The organism is Streptomyces sp. NPDC037013 (assembly GCF_055607265.1).
The window spans coordinates 349091-369433 of record NZ_JBVJRV010000006.1 but is presented as its reverse complement, the minus strand read 5'-3'; the positions used below and the strand labels follow the sequence as shown (position 1 = coordinate 369433).

Here is a 20343-nt window from a genome sequence, read left to right as displayed (position 1 = left end):
GGCGGGCCGATGCCTTCCGCCCGCCGCGCGGGTGTGCTTGCCTGAGGGCCATTTCGGCTGACTGGGGCGGGAGTTGCCGCATGCGGAAGCGGAATCTGTGGAGCGCGGGGGTACTGGCCGGACTGCTGATGCTGGGCGCCTGCGGGGACCCCGGCTCGGGGGACGCGACACCGGCCGACCTCCCCAACGCCACCCCCGGCGCGCAGCGCCCCGGCCCCTCCGCTCCCGCCCCGTCCGCCACCACCCGGCAGCGCGCCGCCGACCACCGCCCCGCCAAGGCCCCGACCGTCCTCTACCTCGGGGACTCCCTCGCCATGGAGAACCAGAAGGTCCTCGGCGCGCACCTCCGCGACCGCCTCGGCGCCCGCTACCGCAGCGCCCCCTACTCCGGCACCACCCTCTGCGACTACCTCGAAGGCACCGGCGAGGACTCCCTCGTCCCCGACAAGGACAAGGCCGCCGCGCTCGTCCGCGCCGAACACCCCGACTACGTGGTGCTCCAGTTCTGGGGCAACGCCTGGGGCTACACCCCGTGCATGGACGGCATCACCTACGACAAGCAGCGCGCCCAGTACTTCGACCGGTACGCCGCCGACGCGCGCAGGCTCGCCGCCCAGATCCGTGCCGCGGGCGGCGCCGACCGCCCCCGCGTCGTCTGGGTCCTCCAGGGCCCCGACCCCATCACCCCGGACCGCGTACGCGGCGTCAACGACCTCTACCGGGCCCAGGCGAAGGCGTCCGGCGGCATCCTCGCCGACGCGGGGCGGGCGGTCGCTCCCGCGTCCGCCCGCTACACGTGGGTCGAGTCACTGCCCTGCACGTCGTACGAGCGCGCCCACCCCGAGTACTGCGGGGGCTCGGGCCGCGCGGCCCTGCACCGGAGCGGGGACGACTACCTGCACTTCTGCCTGGCGCCGACCACGCCCAAGTCCCGGCCGTGCCCGGTCCGTTCACCGGGCATCAGGCGGATGGCCGCGGCGATCACCGAGAGGATCAGCGCAGATCTCCGTTAGCGGTGGCGGTCACGAACCGGGTGAAGGCCGCCGCCGTGACGGTGAAGGCGGGGCCTTCGGGGTTCTTGCTGTCGCGGACCGCGATGGTTCCGGCGCCGGTGAGGTGGCAGCTGGTTTGGGCGTACTCGATGCATTCGCCGCCGGTGTTGCCGCTGTACGTCGACTTTCGCCACGTCGTGCCGTTGAGGGGTGCGCATTCGATGCAGTCGCCGCCACTCGTTCCGCTGTGCGACGACTTACGCCACTGTGCGGCCTTCAGGTGCTGCGCACTGCCCATAGCGTTCCTCCATCACACGAGCGATCAGTTCTGCCGAGCCGTCCGTCGAGAGAGCACAGCTCTGCAAGCGAGCGTAGCCGACCGAACGTTCCCTGATCACTTGCGGGTTGGCAGTCATGTGGCCAATGTCGTAGCTCTCCGCGTAGAAGAGGTCCGGGTCATTGTCGAAGCGCAGGAGGTTGAACGAGCCCATCATGCCGGTGTGCTGGCCGACCTTGTAAGGCAGAACCTGGATTTGGATCCAGGGGTGGTCCCGGAACTCCAGCAAGCGGGCCAATTGGCCGCGCATGACCTCTCGCCCTCCGACCTCCTGGTGCAGCACAGCCTCGCTGAGAACAACCCAGAGGGCAGGCGGGAGTTCGCGATCAAGGATTCGTTGGCGCTCCATCCTCGCGGCCACCAACTCATCCGCACCGCCTGGGTGATCCACACTCAGCAGAGCCCGCGCGTAGGCCTCCGTCTGTAGCAGCCCGTAAACCAACTGGCACTGATACGTGGAAATGAAGGTCGCCTGCGCCTCCATCTCCGCGTACGCCTGGAACCACGTCGGCAACTGGCTCCTCAGCACCAGACCGACCAGCCGCGAGAACGCCCCGTCCGTCCCCAGCGCCGCGTCCACCCGTTCCGAGAAGTCTCTCGTCGGTACCCTCTTCGTCGTCTCGATCTGGCCGATGAGCGACGCCGTGACGAAAACGCACGACCCCAACTGCCCCTGGCTGAGGCCCGCCCCCTCGCGCAGGCGGCGCAGTTCGGAGCCGTAGTAGTCGAGGGGCGACGCACTGGGGTCGAGATCCCGCGCTTTGACCATGTAGCTCAGCGTAACGACCCGACTCCACACAGGTGGGCAGAATCACATAACCCGTTCGGCCCGCGCCCGCTCGCGGCCCGCAGGGCACCGCCACACGCTGGGTGTCCCTGACCGCTGACGAATGGGGTGGCCATGAGCAGCACGACCGGGCCCGGTACGCCGGGCCACGCGAAACCGGACCACCACGGGACGAAGGCGGAGAGCCCGTGGGCGGCCGGCGGCACCATGTTCGCCGGTGTCCTGATGCTGGTGAACGGCATCCTCGGCATCTTCGAGGGCATCGCGGGCATCGCGAAGGACGATGTCTACGAGCGGATCGGCGACTACGTCTACAAGTTCAGCCTCACCACGTGGGGCTGGATCCACCTGGTGCTGGGCATCCTCGTGGCCGTCGTCGGCTGGGGCATCCTCAAGGGGGCGGCCTGGGCGAAGGGAAGCGGCGTCGCCCTGGCGGCGCTCGCGATCGTGGCGCAGTTCCTGTGGCTGCCGTACACGCCCGTGTGGGCCGTCGTCTCGATCGCGATCGGCGTCTTCGTCATCTGGGCGCTGTGCAACGACCGTTCGGACATGGCGGGGCCCTGAGGAACGGAGATCCCGTCAGTACGCCGCCGGGCCGCCGTTCGCCGCGACGGCGGCCCGTACCGCTTCGGTGAAGGCCGCCGTGCGGGCGTCGGTGTTGGAGGCGCGGTGGATCAGGGCGACCTCCGCGCTCGGCACGTCGTCCAGGGGGACGAAGACGACGTCGGGACGTGCGGAGTACTTCTCGACGGACGCGATGACCGGTGAGATGCCCCGGCCCGTCGCGACGAGGGTCATCAGCTCCTGGAAGGACGCGACGGACGGGCCCCGCCGTATCTCCCGCCCGGCGGGGGTGCGGGTCGGGACGTGGAAGTCCCACCAGTAGGCGGGCGCGTCGTTGGCGACGCCGAAGAACGTCTCGCCCGCCAGTTCCTCCAGGGAGACCGAGGTCCGGCCGGCGAGCGGGTGGCCGAGCGGCACGGCGAGCAGGCGGGGTTCCCTGATGACGACCGGGCCGACGGCGAGATCCGGCTCATCGACGGGCAGGCAGGTGAAGAGCGCGTCGATGTCGCCGCGGCGCAGCGCGCCCAGCGGGTCCCCGAACTGCGTCTCCCGCATCCGCACCTCGACGCCCGGCCGGCGCGCGCGGAACTCCGCCAGGACCGGTGCCGTGAGGGTGCCCGCGCCGGAGCCGAGGAAGCCGACGTTCAGCTCGCCGCCGACCCCGCGCGCGGTGTCCTTGGCGCGCGCGACGGCGGCCTCCATGCGCTGGTGGAGCGGGGCGAGATCCTCGTACAGCTGATGGCCGAGCGGGGACATGCGGACCACTCTGCTGGTGCGCTCGAAGAGCGGGGCGCCGATCTTGCGCTCCAGCTTCTTCAGCGTCTGGCTGACCCGCGCCTGGGAGAGGAGGAGCCGCTCGGCGGTGCGGCCGAAATGGAGTTCCTCCGCCAGGGTCAGGAAGGTCTCCAGCTCCTGCCGTTCCACCACATACCCCCTGTGACCTGCATCGATAAGCGTGAGCGCATCGATCGTTTCACGGATCGCCGTTGATCGGCGGGGTGGACCGGCGGATCTTTGGGGAACCGGGAGGGCAGCCGCCCACCCGGCTCTTACGCCCCAACGATCCCAGGAGTCACCGATGTTCTCGCGTGCCCGCCTCACCGTCACCGCCACCGCCACCGCGCTCGCCCTCACCGCCGGTCTCGCCGCCGCCCGCGCCGCCACCTCGTCCGACGGCCACGAAGACCGGAAGGAGGCAGCGTGGACCGCTTCCTGGGCCGCCGCACCGCAACGCCCGAGCGCCGGCTTCGGGCCGAACTGGTCGGAGGCCGGCTTCGACGGGCAGACGCTGCGCCAGGTCGTCCGCGTCAGCGAGGGCGGCGACAGAGCGCGCATCCGGCTCTCCAACGCGTACGGGAGTTCACCGCTGAGGATCGCGGGCGCCACCATCGCCCGTACGGGCAAGGGCGCTTCGGTCCAGGAGGGGTCGGTGCGGCGGCTCACCTTCGGCGGGAAGGCGTCCGCCACCGTCCCGGCCCACGGCCGGCTGGCGAGCGACGCGGCCGGACTGAAGCTCGACGCCGGCGAGTCCGTGACCGTCACCCTGCACCTCGCGGGGACCACCGGCCCCGCCACCTTCCACGCGCAGTCCTTCGCGACCAGCTACCGCGCGGACGGCGACCACACCGCCGACACCGCGGGCCGCGCCTTCGACGAGTCGACGGCGTCCTGGTACTACCTCGCGGGCGTGGACGTGGGCGGCAGCGAACGGCCCCGGCGCGACGGCGTCGTCCTCTTCGGCGACTCCATCACCGACGGCTTCGGCTCCACCGCCGACCGCGACCGCCGCTGGTCCGACGCCCTCGCCGAACGCCTCGCCGAGACGGGCCGCCCCCGGCCCGTCCTCAACGCCGGCATCGGCGGCAACATGGTCCTCAACGACTCGGCCTGGTACGGCGACAAGGGCACCGGCCGGTTCACGCGGGACGCGCTCGGCCAGCCCGGCGTCGGCACGGCCGTCGTCCTCGAAGGCGTCAACGACATCGGCTTCAGCGAGACCGACAAGCCCACCTACAAGCCCGCACCGACCGTCTCCGCCCGCGAACTCATCAACGGCCACCGGCAGTTGATCCGCGCCGCCCACGCCAAGGGCGTACGGATCGTCGGCGCGACCCTGCTCCCCTTCGGCGGCTCCGACCACTACGGCAAGCACGCGGCCGCCGTCAGCGACGCCTTCAACCACTGGGTGCGCACCTCCGGCGAGTACGACGCGTTCGTCGACCTCGACAAGGCGCTCGCCGACCCGAAGGACCCGGAGCGGATCGCGCCCGCGTACGACAGCGGCGACCACCTGCACCCGAACGACGCCGGCTACCGCGCCATGGCCCGCGCCGCGGCGGCGGACGCGCTGTGAGCGCCGGGGCGCTCACGCCGCCGGGGGAGCCGCGGGGCGCGGGGCGGGGATCCGCAGCAGCTTGCCCTGCCGGTTGCTGACGTAGGCCACGCCGTGGTCGCGGTCGAGGCCGATCCCGCAGACGTTGCCGAGGCCGTCGGCGACGACGCGCTGGCGGCCCTTGGCCTCGCCGGCGGCCAGGACGACCTCGTGCAGCGTGCCGCCGGCCGGGTCGGCGACGTACGCGTGGTCGGCGACGGCCGGGTCGGTGCCGCACAGCGCCATGCGGACGGTGTGTCCGAGGTGGGTGGCGACGGTCTGCCGGGAGCCGCCGCCGTCCGCCGTCAGGTCGATCTCGAAGAGGCCGTCCAGCTCGTACTGACCGACGTACGCCCGGCCGCCGGACAGCGCCACTCCGGCGGCCCTCGGCACGTCCCAGGTGCGCTGCCGGTGCGCGGACCCGTCGGTCAGGCCGTACTCGACCAGGAGGTTCCGCTCGACATCGGTGACGTAGGCCTTCCCGTTCGGCAGGTCGAGCGCGACGCCGTAGGCGTAGATGTCCCCGGCGATCTTGACGGGGTCGGCCGTGGGGTCGGTCAGATCCACCGTGATCAGGCGCATGCCGCCGTAGTCGGTGACATAGGCCTTGTTGCCCGGCAGGTCCAGCGCCACGTCGTTGGGCTGGCCCAGGTTCTGCACGACCCAGTCCCTGTGGCCGTCGGCGAGGTTCACCTTGTAGAGCCTGCCGCCGTTGTACCGCTCGGTGACGTACGCCTTCTGCCCGGCCACATCCAGTGCGAGACCGTCGGCCGTCCCCAGGTCCGCGGCGAGCACGACGGGCTCCGTCCTCGGGCTCTCCGCGGCCGCGCCGGACCGCTTGTGCAGCGGGTGCTTCTCCAGGTCGAACCGGAGGGACTCCAGCTCGAAGACCTCGTGGACCCCGGCGAGCGTGGAGATGACCTCGGCCTCGCCCTTCTGCAGGAACGGCTCGCCCTCACCGGTCAGTTCGAAGGTCTCCCCGGCCGCACCGGTCTCGCCGAGCTTCCAGGCGAGCACCTTGGCGTACTTCGGTTCCTTGGGCTGGGGGCCGGCCGGCCGGACCTCCTTGACCTCCACCGGCTCGGGGTAATACAGAGCGACCCACCCGCCGAAGGAGACGGGGAATTCGTAGTCGAACCTCCGCACCTGGCGCCGCTGGGTGGCCAGCACGTCCAACCGGCTGCCCACTTCCCCGCTGAGCGTGGACGTCGTCTTGAACGCGGTGGTCAGCGAGCCGCTGACGGAAGCGGTGATCCCCAGCATCAGCTGCGCCGACAGCTCCCCGGTGCCGGTGGCCGTCCCCGTGGCGGTGGCCGTACTCGTCGACTGCGACTGCGATTCGTTGTCGACGCCCTGATTGTCCTTGCTGTTCTTCAGAGTGGTCTTCTGGGACTGGTTCGCCGCCATGCTCTGCTGCAGCTGCTGCTGGAGCGACGCGGTCGCCTTCGCGCCGAAGGTGAGCTGCACCTGCCCCTGGAGCGACCAGCTGATCGTGTTCGAGATGGAGAACTCGACGCTGTGCGACCACTTGGTGGGCGTGGGGTCGGTCCGGTTGACGTACGTCTGCTTGGAGATCACGTCCGGCGGGGGCTGCGCGATGTCGCCCCGCTCTTCGATGAGCGGCACGCCCACGGTCATATAGGCCTGCCAGCCGCGCTCGTGCGCCGATTCCTCCCCGTCGGGGAAATCGCGGAAGCGGACCTTGTTCAGCGAGAATCCGGTGGGACTGACTTCCCGGTCCTTTCCGTCCGGTGTCTTCTTCTCCGCTTTCCTCTTCAATTTCTCCTTGTGCCGCTCCAGGAGGGCGGCGGCTTTTTCGGCGATCTGCAGCTCCCGCAGATTCCGGCCGGTCAGCGGGTGGCGGATGAATCGTTCACCGAGATGCGTCGTACTCACATTGTTCTTGGTGGGGCCACTCGACGTCACTGCGGGTTCTCACCTTCGGCCGGCTTTTTGATGATCTTCGACGCTTCGGCGGTCGCCGCGGAGTTGCCCTTTCTCATTTCCACCAGCTCTTCGTCGCTGATCCTCGGGCGGTCCTCGTCCCTGATCTTCGGCCGGTCCTCTTCCCTGATCTCCACCTTCACCTTCTTGAACGCCTCGTCCTTGGCCCCGGACGCCATGCCGGAGGTGGAGGCGGGGTCCTCCGAGGTGTCCCGCTGGTCGGCCGCGGCCGCCTGGGTGCGCCGGAACATGGGCGCGAGGAAACTGCCCATGACGCGGAGCGCCTCGGGTGACGTCTCGCGGATGGTCTTCGGATCGCGCGCCGGCTCCTCGATTCCCTCGTAGAGCTCCGGATCGACCCCTTCCCGTTCGGGCCGTGCGCCCGGAATCGTCTCGTGCACCTGCCGTGCCGACTCTTCGGCGGACCTGGCTTCACTTCCGCCGCCGTCGAAGATGTTCTTGAATGACATGAACGGTGATTACCCGTCGGCCATGCGGTTATCCGGACCGCCTTTTGCGGTCCTCTGTCCGTCGACGGGTCGTGAGCCGGACGTAACGTTTGTGCGAACCGCCGTTACGTCCGGAATTGGCCCCGGGCCGGGGTTTCGGAAGAAAAGGGCATCGATCCGCGCACGGAAAAAGTCCGGCCCCGCGGCTGTGCGTCGGGGCCGGACCGGTGTCGTCGAACTGCGGTCGAACTCCAGTCGGGGGCCGGTTCCGGCCGCCGGGGTTTTTCACTCGGTCGTGTAGTACCGGTAGAACACCACCGCGAATACCGCGGCCGACACCACCAGCGCCATCACCACCGACCGCAACACGCTTGCGTCGGTGAGGCTGTAGAGGAAGCCGAACGCGATCCCCGTGAACGCCATCCAGGACAGGGCGCGCAGTTCGCGGGGGAGCGCGGGCGCCACCCGGTGCACCGCGAAGAAGACCGCGGCGAAGACGAGTCCGGTGACGACGCCGAACACGACGTTGCCGGTGGTGATCGGGCCGCCGTCGCGCCGGATGCCGGAGGCCCAGATGCCGTAGACGACGCCGAGGAGCAGCGGGAGCCCGGCCCACAGGGCACCGGTGCCGGTGCGGGAGCGGGAGTGCCGGGAGGGGGAGCCGGGTGCGGCGGGGTAGACGGGTGCGGCGTGTGCCATGACGGGTCCTTCCCTAGGGGACGCAGGGGGACTTCAAGACTGTTCTTTCAGCACTGTTGTCTCAGCACTGTTTGCTCAGCGGTCGCGGTGGTCGCACGGGTCCTGGTGGCAGTCCCGGTCGCGCCACTGCGGGCACGGGTCGGCGGACGGACAGGCCGGTACGTGGCGCCCGCCCGTGTCGACGTAGGCGGCGCTCACCCAGCCGCGGACGCCCTCCAGCCAGTACCAGTGCGGGTCCCCGTGCACGGTGGTGCCCCGGACGGCGCACTTGACCCGGTCCTCACTGCCGTACGGCAGCTTCGCGAGGATCGTGCCGTGGGTGCTCGGCTCGTCCCTGACCTTCAGATCGGGGCCGGATACGACGGTGCCCCAGATCGGATCGTCGTCGTGGTGGTGTGCGGGGACTCGTGTGGCCACCGCGGTGGCCGTGGTGGCGCTGCCCGCGGCAAGCAGCGCCGCGGCGGCCACCGCCCCCAGGCTCAGAGCGATTCGCATGACCGACCTCCTCGCCCCCTCATCCAGGAAACACCCGTTCGGCCGAGCGCTCCACCGGAACCGGCTCCGGCCGCCCGGAGGCGGTGACGAGGCCCCCGGTGGCGGCGTTGCCCCATATGCACTCGTCCCGCTCGCGTGGCGCCCCGCCGGGGCCTTGCCTTGGAACCGTGCCGAAAACCGTCCGCCAGCCGCCTCACACCGCCCGCGCCCGCGCCGCACTCTCCGCCGTCCTCCTCGTCCTCGCCTGCCTCCTGGTGCCGGTCGGCGCGCTCTCGGCCTGGGCGAAGCACGAGATCGGGGACCGGGACAGCTACGTCGCCACGATGGCGCCGCTCGCCTCCGACCCCGCGGTGCGCACGGCCATCGCCGACGAGGTCACCGACTCGGTGATGAAGGAGATCGACGTCGGCCCGCTGCAGGGCACGGTCAAGTCGTTCGTACGGGACGCGGTGCGGTCGTTCACGGAGACCGCGGCCTTCAAGACGGCCTGGAACGCGGCGAACCGCGCGGCACACGAAGCGGTCGAGTCCGCCATGAACGACGACACGAACGGCGAGGTCACCATCGACCTGGCCCCCATCACCCGGCAGATCAAACAGCAACTCCAGGACGACGGCGTGCCCTTCGCGTCGAAGATCCCGGTGAAACACACCGAGGTCACCGTCCTGCGCTCCAAGGACCTCGGCTGGCTCTGGCGGAGCTTCCACGCGCTCCAGGTGGCCGACATCTGGCCCGCGGTCGCGGCGGCCGTCCTCGCCGTCGCCGGAGTGCTGCTCGCCGCCCGCCGCCGCAGGGCCGTCGTCGCCACCACGCTCGGCATGGCCCTCGGCGCCGCCGCCCTCCTGGCCGCCATCGCCACCGGCCGCGCCCTCACCCTGGACGACCTGCCCGCCGACCTCTCACGGGAGGCGCCCGGCGCGGTCTACGACGCGCTGACGCAGACGCTGCGCACCACGGCCTGGATCATCATCGGCGCGGCCCTCGCCGTCGCCCTCGGCACCTGGCTCGCCGGCCGGCCGCACCTGCGCCTGCCGCGACGGCGGAGGTAGGGGCCGGGGCAACCGTCTGAGGCACCGGCCCGTCTCTGAGGGAGAATGCCGCGCACCGACGACGAGAGGCCCCTTCCCTTGGACGGCGTGGAGAGCGCGAGCAGGACCGGCGGCGCGGGTGACACCGTCCTTGACCCCGCAGCCGGGGAGGAGACGGCCGGGCCCGCCCCGCGGCGCACGGGCCGGGCCGCGGCGTGGGGCGCCGCGCTGCTCCTCGCCGGGGTGAGCGCCGTCCTCGGATTCCGGATCGTCGGCTCCGACGGGTTCACGCCCGTGCCGCAGATCCTCGCCTTCCTGCCCTGGCTACTCGTGCCCGCCGCCGCGGGACTCCTCATGGCCTTCCTCGGACGGTGGCGGACCGGCATGGTGTGGGGAGTCGCCGTGCTCGGGCTCCTCGCCTGGTACATCGAGCCCTACGGCAACACCGACGCGCCGCACGGGCCCGCCGTCGCCGACCTGCGCGTCCTCACGTCGAACGTCGAATTCGGCGGCGGCACCCGGGGACTGATCGACGCCGTCCGCGACGAACGGCCCGACCTGCTCTTCGTCCAGGAGTGCGACCCCAGCTGTGCCGCCCTGCTCCGCGAGGAACTGCCGCACGCCGACTACCCCTACCGCGCGGCGGTCGACGCGTACGGCGCCGAGGGCTCCGTCATCCTCGCCAAGGTCCCGCTGAAGAGCGCGCCCGGCATCGACGGCACCCTCGGCATGCCCGGCGCCGTCGCCGACGTGCGCGGCCATCCGGTGCGCGTCCAGCTCGCCCACCCCATGCCGCCCCTGCCCCGCGGGGTCGGCCTGTGGCGCTCCGAACTGGGGGAGATCGAGGAGTACGCCGCCGACGGGGACGGCGAACCCACCATCATCGCCGGGGACTTCAACGCCACCCAGGACCACGCCGCCTTCCGCGCCATCCTCGACACGGGCATGCGCGACGGCGCCCGGCTCGCCGGTATTTCCCGCTCCCCGAGCTGGCCCGCCGCCGCGCCCGCGCCGCTCGGCGCGCAGATCGACCACGTCCTCGCCACCCCGGACTTCGCCGCCCGCGACGCCCGCCTCCTGGAGATCGGCCACACCGACCACCGGGCCCTCGTCCTCACCCTGACCCTGCACGAACCGGAAACAGGGCGTTGATCCACCGACCGGAACAGGACACATGAACCGCCGATAATGGGCACATGCCCCGAGAGTCCCGTTCCGCCCGTCCGGTCTCACTGAGCCCGCTCGCCCCACCCGACTGGCTGGTCAGGTCCCTCAAACCGCAGTCCGCGCCCATCCCCTGGGCGGCCGTGGCCCGCGCCGGCATCGCGATGGCCCTCCCCCTCGCCCTCGGCATCCTCGCGGACCGGCCCTCCTACGGCGCGCTCGCCTCCATGGGCGCCCTCTCCGGCGTCATCGGCGACACCGCCGACGCCTACCGCATGCGGATCTTCAACATCGCCGTGCCGCAGCTCTTCGGCGCCCTCGGCGTCACCCTCGGCTCGCTCGTCTTCGGCCACGGCTGGGTGGCGGTCGGCGCGGTCACCCTCGTCGCGCTGGTCTCCGGCATGATGTCGACGATCGGCGCCGTCGCCTCCGTATCGGGGCTGCTCCTGCTCCTCAACTCCGTGGTCGGCGCGGGACTCCCCATGCCGGGCCAGTGGTGGCTCGCCCCGCTCCTGATGACCGGCGGCGGACTCCTCGTCCTCGCCCTCGGCCTGCTCGCCTGGCCGCTGCGGTCCGGCGTCCCCGAACGCGCCGCGGTCGCCGCCTCCTACCGCGCCGTGGCCGCGCTGCTCGAGGCGGCGGGCACGGACGCGTACGACGAGGCGCGCACCGCGGTCACCGCCTCCCTCAACCAGGCCTACGACCTCGTCCTGGCCCGCCGCACCCGCGACCACGGCCGCAACCCGGAACTGGTCCGCCTCGTCGCCCAGTTGAACGCCCTCACCCCCGTCGTCGAGGCCGCACCCGCCGCCGACCAGGCCGCCCGGCACGCCTGCGTCCGCCTCCCCGCCGAAGTACCCGGCGCCGTCCGCGCGCTGGCCGACGCGGTCGAGCGGGGCACACCCGCGCACGCCACGGGGGAGCGCCCCGGCACCCGGACCGCGGCCCGGCTCCCCGAACCCCAGGACCACGCCGCCCGCGCCCTCGACCACGCCGTGCTGCACGCCGCCGAGACGCTGGACGACCCCGACCCGCTCGGCGTCATCGAGACCGAGGACCGCCTCGGCCGGCCCGCCGCACTCCGCGTCCGGGCCCGCCGCGCCGCCCGCAACGTCATCCTCTCCGGCACCTCATGGCGCTACGGCCTGCGCCTGGCCCTGTGCATCGGCATCGCCCAGGCCCTGGTCTCCCTCATCGATGTACCGAGGTCGTACTGGGTGGCGCTCACCGTCACCTTCGTCCTCAAGCCCGACTTCGGCTCGGTCTTCTCGCGCGCCGTGCTGCGCGCGCTCGGCACCGCGGCCGGGCTCGTCCTCGCGGCCGCCGTCCTCGCCGAGGTGCCGCACGGCTGGTGGGACGTGCCGGTGATGATGCTGCTCGCCCCGCTCATCCCGGCCCTCACCACGCGCGGCTACGGCTACCAGACGGCGGCGATCACCCCCGTCATCCTGCTGCTCTCCGACATCCTCAACCACCAGGGCCTCGGCCTCGTCCTGCCGCGCCTCCTCGACAGCCTGATCGGCTGCGGCATCGCGCTCGTCGCCGGCTATCTGCTCTGGCCGGAGAGCTGGGGCACGCGGATCGGCGACCGGCTCGCCGACGCGGTCGCGGACACCGCCCGGTACGTGGAGTGCGCGTTCGGCAGCGACGGGGAGCCCGCCGAGCGCGCCCGCATGCGCCGCGGCCTCTACCGCGACCTGTCCGTCATCCGCTCCGAGTTCCAGCGCGCGCTGACCGAGCCGCCGCCGACCGGCACCCGGGCCGCCGCGTGGTGGCCGCTGGTCGTCGCCGTCGAACGCATCCTGGACGCCACGACCGCGGCGAGGGTCCGCATCCGGCACGGGGCGAAGGCGCCCACGGCGGACGAGGTGGCCGAAGTCGCCCGGGAACTACGGGGGCTCGCGGGCCGCCTCCGGGCATCGGTGATCCTGGAGAAGGGCGACGTGGACTTCACCGGCCCCCAGGAGAGCGTCCTGGAACCCCTGCGCCACGAGGTGGCGGCGGCACGGGCGGTGGCGTCACCGCAGGGTGGGTAGAGCGGGTGGAAAAGGGGGCGGGGAACCGCGCGACCGGCCACGACCGGTCCACGGCTCCCCGCCGACCTCAGAAGAAAAACCGCTTCGGGACCCGCGCTCAGCGGACCTTGTGCAGCGCCTTGGCGAGCCCGTTGGCCCAGAGCTGGTCGACCTGGGCCCGCTCGTTCGCGTCCGGCTGCGCGTTGGTGCAGGACGGGCCGGGGCCGCCGCCCGACATCAGCTCGCTGCACGGGCCCTCGTAGTGGTCCGGCAGACCGAGGACGTGACCGGTCTCGTGGGCGGTGACGCGCGTCGAGTCGTACTCTTTGTTCTGCGCATAGTCCAGGAAGATGTAGCCGCCGCCGTGGCCGTCGGTGCTCGCGTACGAGCCGCGCGGGTCATTGCCCTCGCGGTACTTGAAGCTCGCGCCCGAAGTGCCCGCCTGGAGCTTGACGTTGGAGACGGCGCTGTTCCAGATGGACGCGGAGGACGCTATCTGCCGGGCGAAGGTGGGCGCGCCGGACGTGTCGTAGACGACGGTCACGGACTTCGCGCCGGGGTGCGCCGCGCGCTTCTCGGCGACCGCCTTCACGACGGCCTCGAAGAACGCCTTGTTGGCCTTGGCCTCCGCGGCCGACCCCTGGTACCGGGTGTACGACGGAGCGGCCGATCCGGCGTCGTGCGCCGCGGTCGTGGCCGTGGCGGAGGTCGCGCCGAGACCGGCGAAGGCCAGGCCGAGGACGGCCGCGACAGACAGGTGACGCTTGTTCATGTGTGGGGGGCTCCCTACTCGTTCCACCACCGCGTGGGGGCGGTCGATGAAAGGTGAACGTTTCGGTACCGGTGAGTGTCGGGGAGCGTGGGGCGCGTGGGAATGATGGCAACTCGCGATAGCCCCGGGCTATCACCCGGACCCGGCCCGCCCAGAACGGCCGGTTCTCATGGGGTTTGAGCGTCTGGTGCACCGGCCGTACCGCCTCTACGCTCACGCCCATGGAGCTCGAGGTCAGGCACCTCCGCGCGCTGTGCGCCATCGCCGACACCGGCAGCCTGCACAAGGCGGCACGGCAGCTCGGCATGAGCCAGCCGTCGCTGACGACGCAGCTGCGGCGCATCGAGCACGCCCTCGGCGGCCAGCTCTTCTCCCGCGAACGCACCGGCTGCCGCCCCACCCAGCTCGGCCGGGTCGTCCTCAGCCGCGCCCGCCCCCTCGTCACGGAGATGCGGGCCCTGGTCGCCGAGACGAAGGCCGCCGCGGCCCGCACCGCCGAGGGACCGCAGCTGCGCATCGGCTCCACCGCCAGCCGCGCCATACCGGGCTGGCTGCGCAGGCTGCGGGCCCGCCTGCCCGGCACCGAGATGTCGCTCCAGATGGACGTCTCCGCCAACGCGCTGCTGCGCATGGTGGCCGCGGGCCAGCTCGACATCGCCTTCGTGCACGAGGTGGAGGGCTGCCCGCTGCGCATGCCCGAAGCCCTGCGAAGACGCGTGCTCCTCGACCGGGAGCCGCAGTTCGTCTCCCTCGCCGCCGACCACCCGGCGGCTGACCAACCCGTCGTCCGCCTCTCCGACCTCGCGGACGACCGCTGGATGGTGGACCCCACGGTCGACGGGGAATGGGACGGCCTGCGCCGCGTCCTGACCGCGGCCGGGCTCAACCCCCGTGTCCTGCACGGCGATTACCTCACCGCCGCCTCCCTCGTCGCCACGGGCGAGGTCGTCACCCTCTGCCAGCCGACCTCGCGCGGCAGGCCCGACATGGCCGTACGCCCCCTGTACGGCGACCCCCTCGGCGTACGCCTCATGCTGGCGGCGCGCACGGAAGAGGAGCTCGACGCGGTCTACGGCGAGCTGGAGGCCGCGTACTGGGAGGCGGCACGGCAGGCGACCGCCTATACGGAGTGGCTGCTGCGGGCCGGCGACACCCGGGGAAGCGCGGGCGGGACCTTGGTCCCGGCCACCCGGTGACCTTCGGCGGACTCCGGCCACACCCCCTCTGACCTGCACTTTTCTCCGGGTTACGGTTCCGAGCCCCACCGTGCGGCCACTTGTTACATTTCCGACGGATGACGCACATACGGCGCCCGTAACTTCATGTCTGTCGCCACCGCAAAGGGGCACAAAAACGGACAGCTCGATCTGTAGCCACGAGGGAAGTCACCACATGCGCGCCACCCGCCGTACCTTCCGTACCGCCGCCATCGCCACCGGAGCCATCGCCGCGCTCGCCGTCCCGACCACGGCCGCGTTCGCGGCGGACGCGCCCTCCACGCCGCAGGGCCAGGTCGCGCAGGACGACCAGGCGGGCACCAAGGACCAGGATCAGGACAAGGGCCAGGACCAGGGCCAGGACAAGTCCACGGACGGCACCGACAAGGACCAGACCGACCAGGACAAGACCGACAAGGACAAGGACAAGCCCGTCCCCGGCGGCTGGGAGTCGAAGGGCACCACGGAGCTCGGCAAGGGCTGGTCCGCCAGGGTCGACGTCAACGCCTCCGCCCGCACCGCCAAGGCGGCGATCACCAAGGACGGCGCGGCCAAGGGCTCCCTCACCGCCTACGAGAAGGCCGCCTCCACCACCATCGACGGCAGCACCTTCACCCTCTCCCCCGACGGCACCGTCACCGCCAAGATCGTGGAGAAGGACAAGGGCAAGGAGAACGACAAGGACAAGCCCGTCCCCGGCGGCTGGGTCTCCAAGGGCACCACGGACCTCGGCAAGGGCTGGTCCGCCAAGGTCGACGTCAACGCCTCCGCCCGCACCGCCAAGGCGGCGATCTCCCTGAACGGCAAGGCCCAGGGCTCGCTCACCGCGTACGAGAAGGCCGCCACCACGAAGATCGACGGCAACACCTTCACCCTCACGCCCAGCGGCGCCATCACCATGCAGGCCAAGCCCACCCCGCCGAAGCCGAACCCGGCCGGCAAGCGCGTCTTCGTCCGCGAGTACAAGAACCTCGGCGGCAGCGGCTTCGACGCGAAGGTCTACAAGGTCAGGAACGGCTACGAGGCCGACATGATCGCCAAGGCCCCCGACACCGGCAAGAAGACCGTCTGGGACACCCTGAAGCAGTCCGGCACCAAGCCGGCATACGGCCAGCACAACGGGGCGCACTTCGTCCTCAACCCGGACGGCACCATGAAGGGCTGGGTCGAGGGCAGGACCCACAACGGCGGCACGCACCACAACGGCACCAAGCCGCAGCCGCGCAACGACGCCCACCAGGTCATCCCGCGCGGTGGCGTCAAGGCGGGCGCCGACGGCGTCACCCCGGTCTCCGACGACACCCCGCTGATCGCCGCGGGCGGCGGCATGGCGGCGCTCGGCGCGGCCGGCCTCGGCTTCGCGCTGTACCGCCGCAAGCAGAACGGCTGACCTCCGGCCGACGGCAGGACGCGACCGGCCACGGACAGCACAGAAGGGCACCCCGCGCGTGCGGGGTGCCCTTCACAGCGTGCCTTCACGGCGTGCGTGCTTTCCGCGGCCGGACCGGGGGCCGGTCAGACGCCGATGTCGCAGCCGTCCTCGCGCCAGACCGCGACGACCGCCGGGCGCACGAGGCGTCCCGGACCGTCGGGCCAGGAGCTCGCCGGCTTCTCCACCGACGCCCCGTCGACCTCGCCCGGGTGCTGCACGGAGACCAGCACCCGCCGGTCCTGAACGAGCGGACCGCAGGTCTCGGCGCCGGCCGGCATGGTCAGGAACTGCTTGAGCTCGCCGCGCCGCTCCCCGCGCGTGGCGACGCCGAACAGGCCGTCGTGGGAGCCCAGTCGGTTGCCGTCCGTGGAGATCCACAGGTTGCCGTGCGGGTCGAAGGCGACGTTGTCCGGGCAGGAGATGGGGGAGACCCGGTCCTTGGGGAAGCCCGCGAAGTACGTGGCGGGGTCCTCCGGGTCACCGGCGACGAGGAAGAGCGACCAGCCGAAGGTGGTGGCCTCCGCGCGGCCCCTGCGCTCCGTCAGCTCCAGGATCTGCCCGTGCTTGTTGAGGTTGCGCGGGTTGGCCTCGTCCGCTCCCGCCTTGCCCGGCTTGCCGCGGTCGGAGTTGTTCGTCAGCGCGACATACACCTTGCCGGTGTGCGGGGACGGCTCGATGTCCTCGGGCCGGTCCATCTTCGTGGCGCCCACCTTGTCACCGGCGAGCCGCGTGAAGACGTACACCTCCTCGGCGGTCATGCCGTCGACGTGGCTGACGGCCTTGCCGCCGGGCCCTGCGGTGGCGAGCGGGATCCACGTCCCGCTCCCGTCGAACTCACCGTCCTGCGGCAGCGTGCCGTTCCCGTCGATCTCGTCCGCGGGCGAGTCGCCGGTCAGCTTCGCGACGTACAGGGTGCCCTCGTCGAGCAGGGTCAGGTTGTGCTCGCGGGCGGCGCGCGAGGAGCCCTTGGCCATGCGCTTGCTGCCGACGAACTTGTAGAAGTAGTCGAACTTCTCGTCGTCGCCCATGTAGACGACCGGACGGCCGTCGTCCGTCAGGCGCGGCTGCGCCGCCTCGTGCTTGAAGCGGCCGAGCGCGGTGCGCTTGCGCGGGGTCGAGTCCGGGTCGTACGGGTCGAGTTCGACGACCCAGCCGAACCGGTTGGCCTCGTTCGGCTCCTGGGCGAGGTCGAACCGCCGGTCGAACCGCTCCCACTTGCGCTCGGAGGCCGCGCCGGTGACGCCGTACCGCTTCAGGCGGGCGGCGGCCGTCGGGTCGGTGACCTTCACCGCGTTGGCGAAGTACTGGTTGAAGTTCTCCTCGCCGTGCAGGGTGGTGCCCCACGGGGTGGTGCCGCCCGAGCAGTTGTTGAGCGTGCCGAGGACGGTGGTGCCGCGCGGGTCGGCCTGCGTGCGCACGAGCGGGCTGCCGGCGGCCGGCCCGGTCAGGCGGAACCGGCTGGTGGCGGTGAGGCGCCGGTTGAGGTGGTGGCGGGGGACGGCACGCAGCCTGCCGTTGCGCCGCTCCCCCTCGACCACGACGACGGAGAGGCCGTGGGCCGCCCAGGCGATCTCGACCTGCTCGCGGGTCGGGTTCTCGGGGTCGTACCCCTTGAACATCAGGACTTCGTCCGTGTACTCGTGGTTGGCGACGAGGAGCTGACGCCCGTGCTCGCGGTGGAGCGGCAGCAGGCTGAGGAAGTCGTTGTTGTACCCGAACTGACCGGCCTGCGCCGCGGCGGTCTGCTTCTCCGGGTCGAAGGCGGGCGCGCCGCGCAGGATGGGCTCGCCCCAGCGGATGACGACGTTCTGGTCGTATCCGGCGGGGATCGTGACGGTGTCGGCGGTGTTGGGCGCGACGGGCGCGAACCTCAGTCCGCGCGCTCCCTTGCTCTTGTGCCCACCGGCGCGGCGGGCGGCGTCGGCGGTACCGCCGGTACCGGTGGCGGCGGCGGCTTCCGGGGCGCCCGGACCCGCCACGAGCGCGCCCCCCGCGGCGGCGGCGACCGTCACGACGGCGGCGGCGCGCATCATCGAACGGCGGCTGAGGGCACCGGCGATGACGTCACCGACGTAGGCGTTCTCACTGGTGTTGGGCACCTCGCCGAAGCACGCGTCCCCGCAGCGGAACCGGCAGGTCAGGGCGGACCGGCCGCCGCTCCCCTGATGCGAGGTGATGATCGGCAGCTGTGTGCGCACGGTTCCTCCGTCGTTGTGACATGCCTCGGTGCGTGGCTTGATTCCGCCGTGAGGCTAGGCGCGGGGTCCGGCAGGGCGGCGGCCTGCGGGTGAACGGAACGTGAATCCGTGGCGCCCGGCGGGGAGTTGCCGCGAAGGTGTCCGGGGACGGGACCGGGGACGAGACCGGGGGTGTGTCCCGGGGTGGTTCGGGCGGGTGACGGAGGGCGACCCTGCCCAAGATCACGTACGGCGGCGGCTAACCTTACGTGTCCGCCCTGGCCAGGGATTTTCGGAATCAACTCACGCGAAGGGTTGCGCACATGGGCATTCTGAACCGCCTGCGGAACGCGTTCGGACGATCACGCAAGGAGAGCGTTCCGGAGGCTCGGGAGCCCGAGCGTGCGAGTGCGCCGGAGCAGGAGACACCCCCGGTGACGGTGACGCTCCCGTCCCCGTCCCCCGAGCCGACCCCGCCCCCCAAGGCATCGGTCCCGTCCCCCAGTCAGGAACCGTCACCGTCAACGGTGGACGACCTGGTAGCAGCAGCCTTCGACAACATCACGGTCCCCACCCCTTCTCCGGAACGTGAACCGAAGACGACCCCGGAGGCGGAGGCGGAGCCGGAACGGAAGGCGGAGCCGACCCCGGTGGCTGAACCGAAGGCGGAACCGAAGGCGGAGCCGGCCCCGGAACCGAAGGCGGAGGCCACCCCGAAGCCCGAGCCGGAGACCGGTACCGCCGCACCCACGGCACCGGCCAGCGATGCAGCAGGCGCCCCGAAGCCCGAGCCGGAGACCGGTACCGCCGCGCCCACGGCATCGGGCCAGGATGCAGAGGACACCCCCGAGCCCGAGGCGGAGACCGGCACCGCCACATCCACGGCGCCGGGCAGCGATGCAGCGGACACCCCGGAGTCCGGCACCGCCGCGCCCACGGCATCGGGCCAGGATGCAGAGGACACCCCCGAGCCGGAGCCCGGTACCGCTGTGGGCAAGCGTCCCGCAGGGCGGGACGGGTGGGCACAGCCCCCGGTGCCGGGCAGCGATGAAGGGGGCGCCCCTGAGTCCGAGCCGAAGGCTGAGGTCACCCCCGAGCCCGACCCCGAGCCGGAGGCTCAGGCCACCCCCGAGCCCAGCCCCCGGCCGGAGGCCAAGGCCGGGCCCGCCACCCCCGCCCCCCGCCTCCGCTCCAAGGCCCCGGGCCTGCTCAACGCCTACAAGGCGGCCGGTGCCGCCCTCAAGAAGAACGGGCTCACCGGAACCCGCGCCCCCGTCTACCTCGTCCTCGACCGCTCCGGCTCCATGCGCCCGTACTACAAGGACGGCTCCGCCCAGAGCCTGGGCGAGCAGGTCCTCGCGCTCGCCGCGCACACGGACCCCGAGGCCACCGTGCACGTCGTCTTCTTCTCCACCGACATCGACGGCACCGGCACCCTCACCCTCCCCGAGTACGAGAACCGCGTCGACGAGCTGCACGCGGCCGCCGGACACCTCGGCCGCACCAGCTACCACCGCGCGATCGAAGAGGTCGTCTCGCACTACGAGAAGTCCGACCACGCGGGCCGGCCCGCGCTGGTGGTCTTCCAGACGGACGGCGCCCCGGACACGAAGGGCCCGGCGACCCAGGCCCTGGCGGACGCGGCCCGGCACCCCCTCTTCTTCCAGTTCGTCGCGTTCGGCGAGCACGACGCGAAGGCCTTCGACTACCTCCGCAGGCTGAAGGCGGAGAACGCGGCCTTCTTCCACGCGGGCCCGGCCCCGCGCGAGCTCACCGACAAGGAGCTGTACGAGGGCCTGCTGGCCTCCTGGCGCCCCTGACCCGGACGTGGACCCGGCAACCGGAGTCGCCGGGTCCACACCCTGATATCGAGGTGAGTCGATCTCCATCCGGCCGTTAG

General features: G+C 71.8%; 18 protein-coding genes. 9 read left to right on the top strand and 9 right to left on the bottom strand.

What is annotated here, in order from left to right:
• The first annotated feature begins 80 nt into the window (after window positions 1-80).
• The gene (locus ACZ7DY_RS23895) at window positions 81-1013 is read left to right on the top strand and encodes an SGNH/GDSL hydrolase family protein (RefSeq protein ID WP_471138218.1); all 933 of its coding nucleotides are present in this window, start codon (window positions 81-83) and stop codon (window positions 1011-1013) included.
• Here the strand turns inward: ACZ7DY_RS23895 and ACZ7DY_RS23890 are convergent.
• Entirely contained in the window at window positions 994-1290 is a 297-nt protein-coding gene (locus tag ACZ7DY_RS23890) for a DUF397 domain-containing protein (RefSeq protein ID WP_471138216.1), read from the bottom strand. The two genes, ACZ7DY_RS23895 and ACZ7DY_RS23890, sit on opposite strands and share 20 nt — an antisense overlap.
• Entirely contained in the window at window positions 1250-2098 is an 849-nt protein-coding gene (locus ACZ7DY_RS23885; protein WP_471138214.1) for a helix-turn-helix domain-containing protein, read from the bottom strand. Before ACZ7DY_RS23885 ends, ACZ7DY_RS23890 begins: the two co-directional genes overlap by 41 nt.
• Before the next feature lie 132 nt (window positions 2099-2230).
• On the opposite strand from ACZ7DY_RS23885, the gene ACZ7DY_RS23880 reads away from it, so the two are divergent.
• Complete coding sequence (locus ACZ7DY_RS23880) at window positions 2231-2680, top strand: DUF7144 family membrane protein (RefSeq protein ID WP_471138213.1); 450 nt, start codon at window positions 2231-2233, stop codon at window positions 2678-2680.
• 15 nt (window positions 2681-2695) lie between these two features.
• On the opposite strand, the gene ACZ7DY_RS23875 is transcribed toward ACZ7DY_RS23880, so the two are convergent.
• The gene (locus tag ACZ7DY_RS23875) at window positions 2696-3604 is read right to left on the bottom strand and encodes a LysR family transcriptional regulator (RefSeq protein WP_471138211.1); all 909 of its coding nucleotides are present in this window, start codon (window positions 3602-3604) and stop codon (window positions 2696-2698) included.
• 154 nt (window positions 3605-3758) lie between these two features.
• Between ACZ7DY_RS23875 and ACZ7DY_RS23870 the strand changes: the two genes are divergently transcribed.
• Complete coding sequence (locus ACZ7DY_RS23870) at window positions 3759-5033, top strand: SGNH/GDSL hydrolase family protein (protein ID WP_471138210.1); 1275 nt, start codon at window positions 3759-3761, stop codon at window positions 5031-5033.
• A gap of 12 nt (window positions 5034-5045) precedes the next feature.
• Here ACZ7DY_RS23870 and ACZ7DY_RS23865 read toward each other — a convergent pair whose 3' ends face one another.
• From ACZ7DY_RS23865 to ACZ7DY_RS23850, 4 genes are all read right to left on the bottom strand, one after another.
• On the bottom strand, window positions 5046-6947 hold the full coding sequence (locus ACZ7DY_RS23865; RefSeq protein WP_471138209.1) for a hypothetical protein: 1902 nt from the start codon (window positions 6945-6947) through the stop codon (window positions 5046-5048).
• A gap of 26 nt (window positions 6948-6973) precedes the next feature.
• Window positions 6974-7465, bottom strand: coding sequence for a hypothetical protein (locus tag ACZ7DY_RS23860; RefSeq protein ID WP_471138208.1), 492 nt, complete (start codon window positions 7463-7465; stop codon window positions 6974-6976).
• A gap of 264 nt (window positions 7466-7729) precedes the next feature.
• On the bottom strand, window positions 7730-8143 hold the full coding sequence (locus ACZ7DY_RS23855) for a hypothetical protein (RefSeq protein ID WP_471138206.1): 414 nt from the start codon (window positions 8141-8143) through the stop codon (window positions 7730-7732).
• Between the two features lie 75 nt (window positions 8144-8218).
• Window positions 8219-8638: an SH3 domain-containing protein gene (locus ACZ7DY_RS23850; protein ID WP_471138205.1), complete on the bottom strand. Its 420-nt coding sequence runs from the start codon at window positions 8636-8638 to the stop codon at window positions 8219-8221.
• A gap of 167 nt (window positions 8639-8805) precedes the next feature.
• Between ACZ7DY_RS23850 and ACZ7DY_RS23845 the strand changes: the two genes are divergently transcribed.
• The 3 genes from ACZ7DY_RS23845 to ACZ7DY_RS23835 are packed head-to-tail and all read left to right on the top strand — an operon-like array spanning window position 8806 to window position 12866.
• Entirely contained in the window at window positions 8806-9687 is an 882-nt protein-coding gene (locus ACZ7DY_RS23845; RefSeq protein ID WP_471138203.1) for a hypothetical protein, read from the top strand.
• Window positions 9688-9732: 45 nt separating this feature from the next.
• Window positions 9733-10818, top strand: a complete 1086-nt coding sequence (locus ACZ7DY_RS23840) for an endonuclease/exonuclease/phosphatase family protein (protein WP_471138202.1) — start codon at window positions 9733-9735, stop codon at window positions 10816-10818.
• Between the two features lie 44 nt (window positions 10819-10862).
• Entirely contained in the window at window positions 10863-12866 is a 2004-nt protein-coding gene (locus ACZ7DY_RS23835) for an FUSC family protein (RefSeq protein ID WP_471138200.1), read from the top strand.
• 97 nt (window positions 12867-12963) lie between these two features.
• Here ACZ7DY_RS23835 and snpA read toward each other — a convergent pair whose 3' ends face one another.
• Window positions 12964-13617: a snapalysin gene (snpA, locus tag ACZ7DY_RS23830; RefSeq protein ID WP_471138197.1), complete on the bottom strand. Its 654-nt coding sequence runs from the start codon at window positions 13615-13617 to the stop codon at window positions 12964-12966.
• Window positions 13618-13838: 221 nt separating this feature from the next.
• Between snpA and ACZ7DY_RS23825 the strand changes: the two genes are divergently transcribed.
• Both ACZ7DY_RS23825 and ACZ7DY_RS23820 read left to right on the top strand, forming a co-directional pair.
• A complete protein-coding gene (locus ACZ7DY_RS23825) occupies window positions 13839-14813 on the top strand; it encodes a LysR family transcriptional regulator (RefSeq protein ID WP_471138195.1) in 975 nt (324 codons plus the stop codon).
• A 196-nt stretch (window positions 14814-15009) separates the two neighbouring features.
• A complete protein-coding gene (locus ACZ7DY_RS23820) occupies window positions 15010-16224 on the top strand; it encodes a hypothetical protein (RefSeq protein WP_471138193.1) in 1215 nt (404 codons plus the stop codon).
• Between the two features lie 125 nt (window positions 16225-16349).
• On the opposite strand, the gene ACZ7DY_RS23815 is transcribed toward ACZ7DY_RS23820, so the two are convergent.
• Window positions 16350-18464 (bottom strand): PhoX family protein, encoded by a 2115-nt coding sequence (locus tag ACZ7DY_RS23815; protein ID WP_471138192.1) that lies wholly within the window; start codon window positions 18462-18464, stop codon window positions 16350-16352.
• Window positions 18465-19093: 629 nt separating this feature from the next.
• On the opposite strand from ACZ7DY_RS23815, the gene ACZ7DY_RS23810 reads away from it, so the two are divergent.
• Complete coding sequence (locus ACZ7DY_RS23810) at window positions 19094-20263, top strand: VWA domain-containing protein (RefSeq protein WP_471138191.1); 1170 nt, start codon at window positions 19094-19096, stop codon at window positions 20261-20263.
• Window positions 20264-20343: the final 80 nt, after the last annotated feature.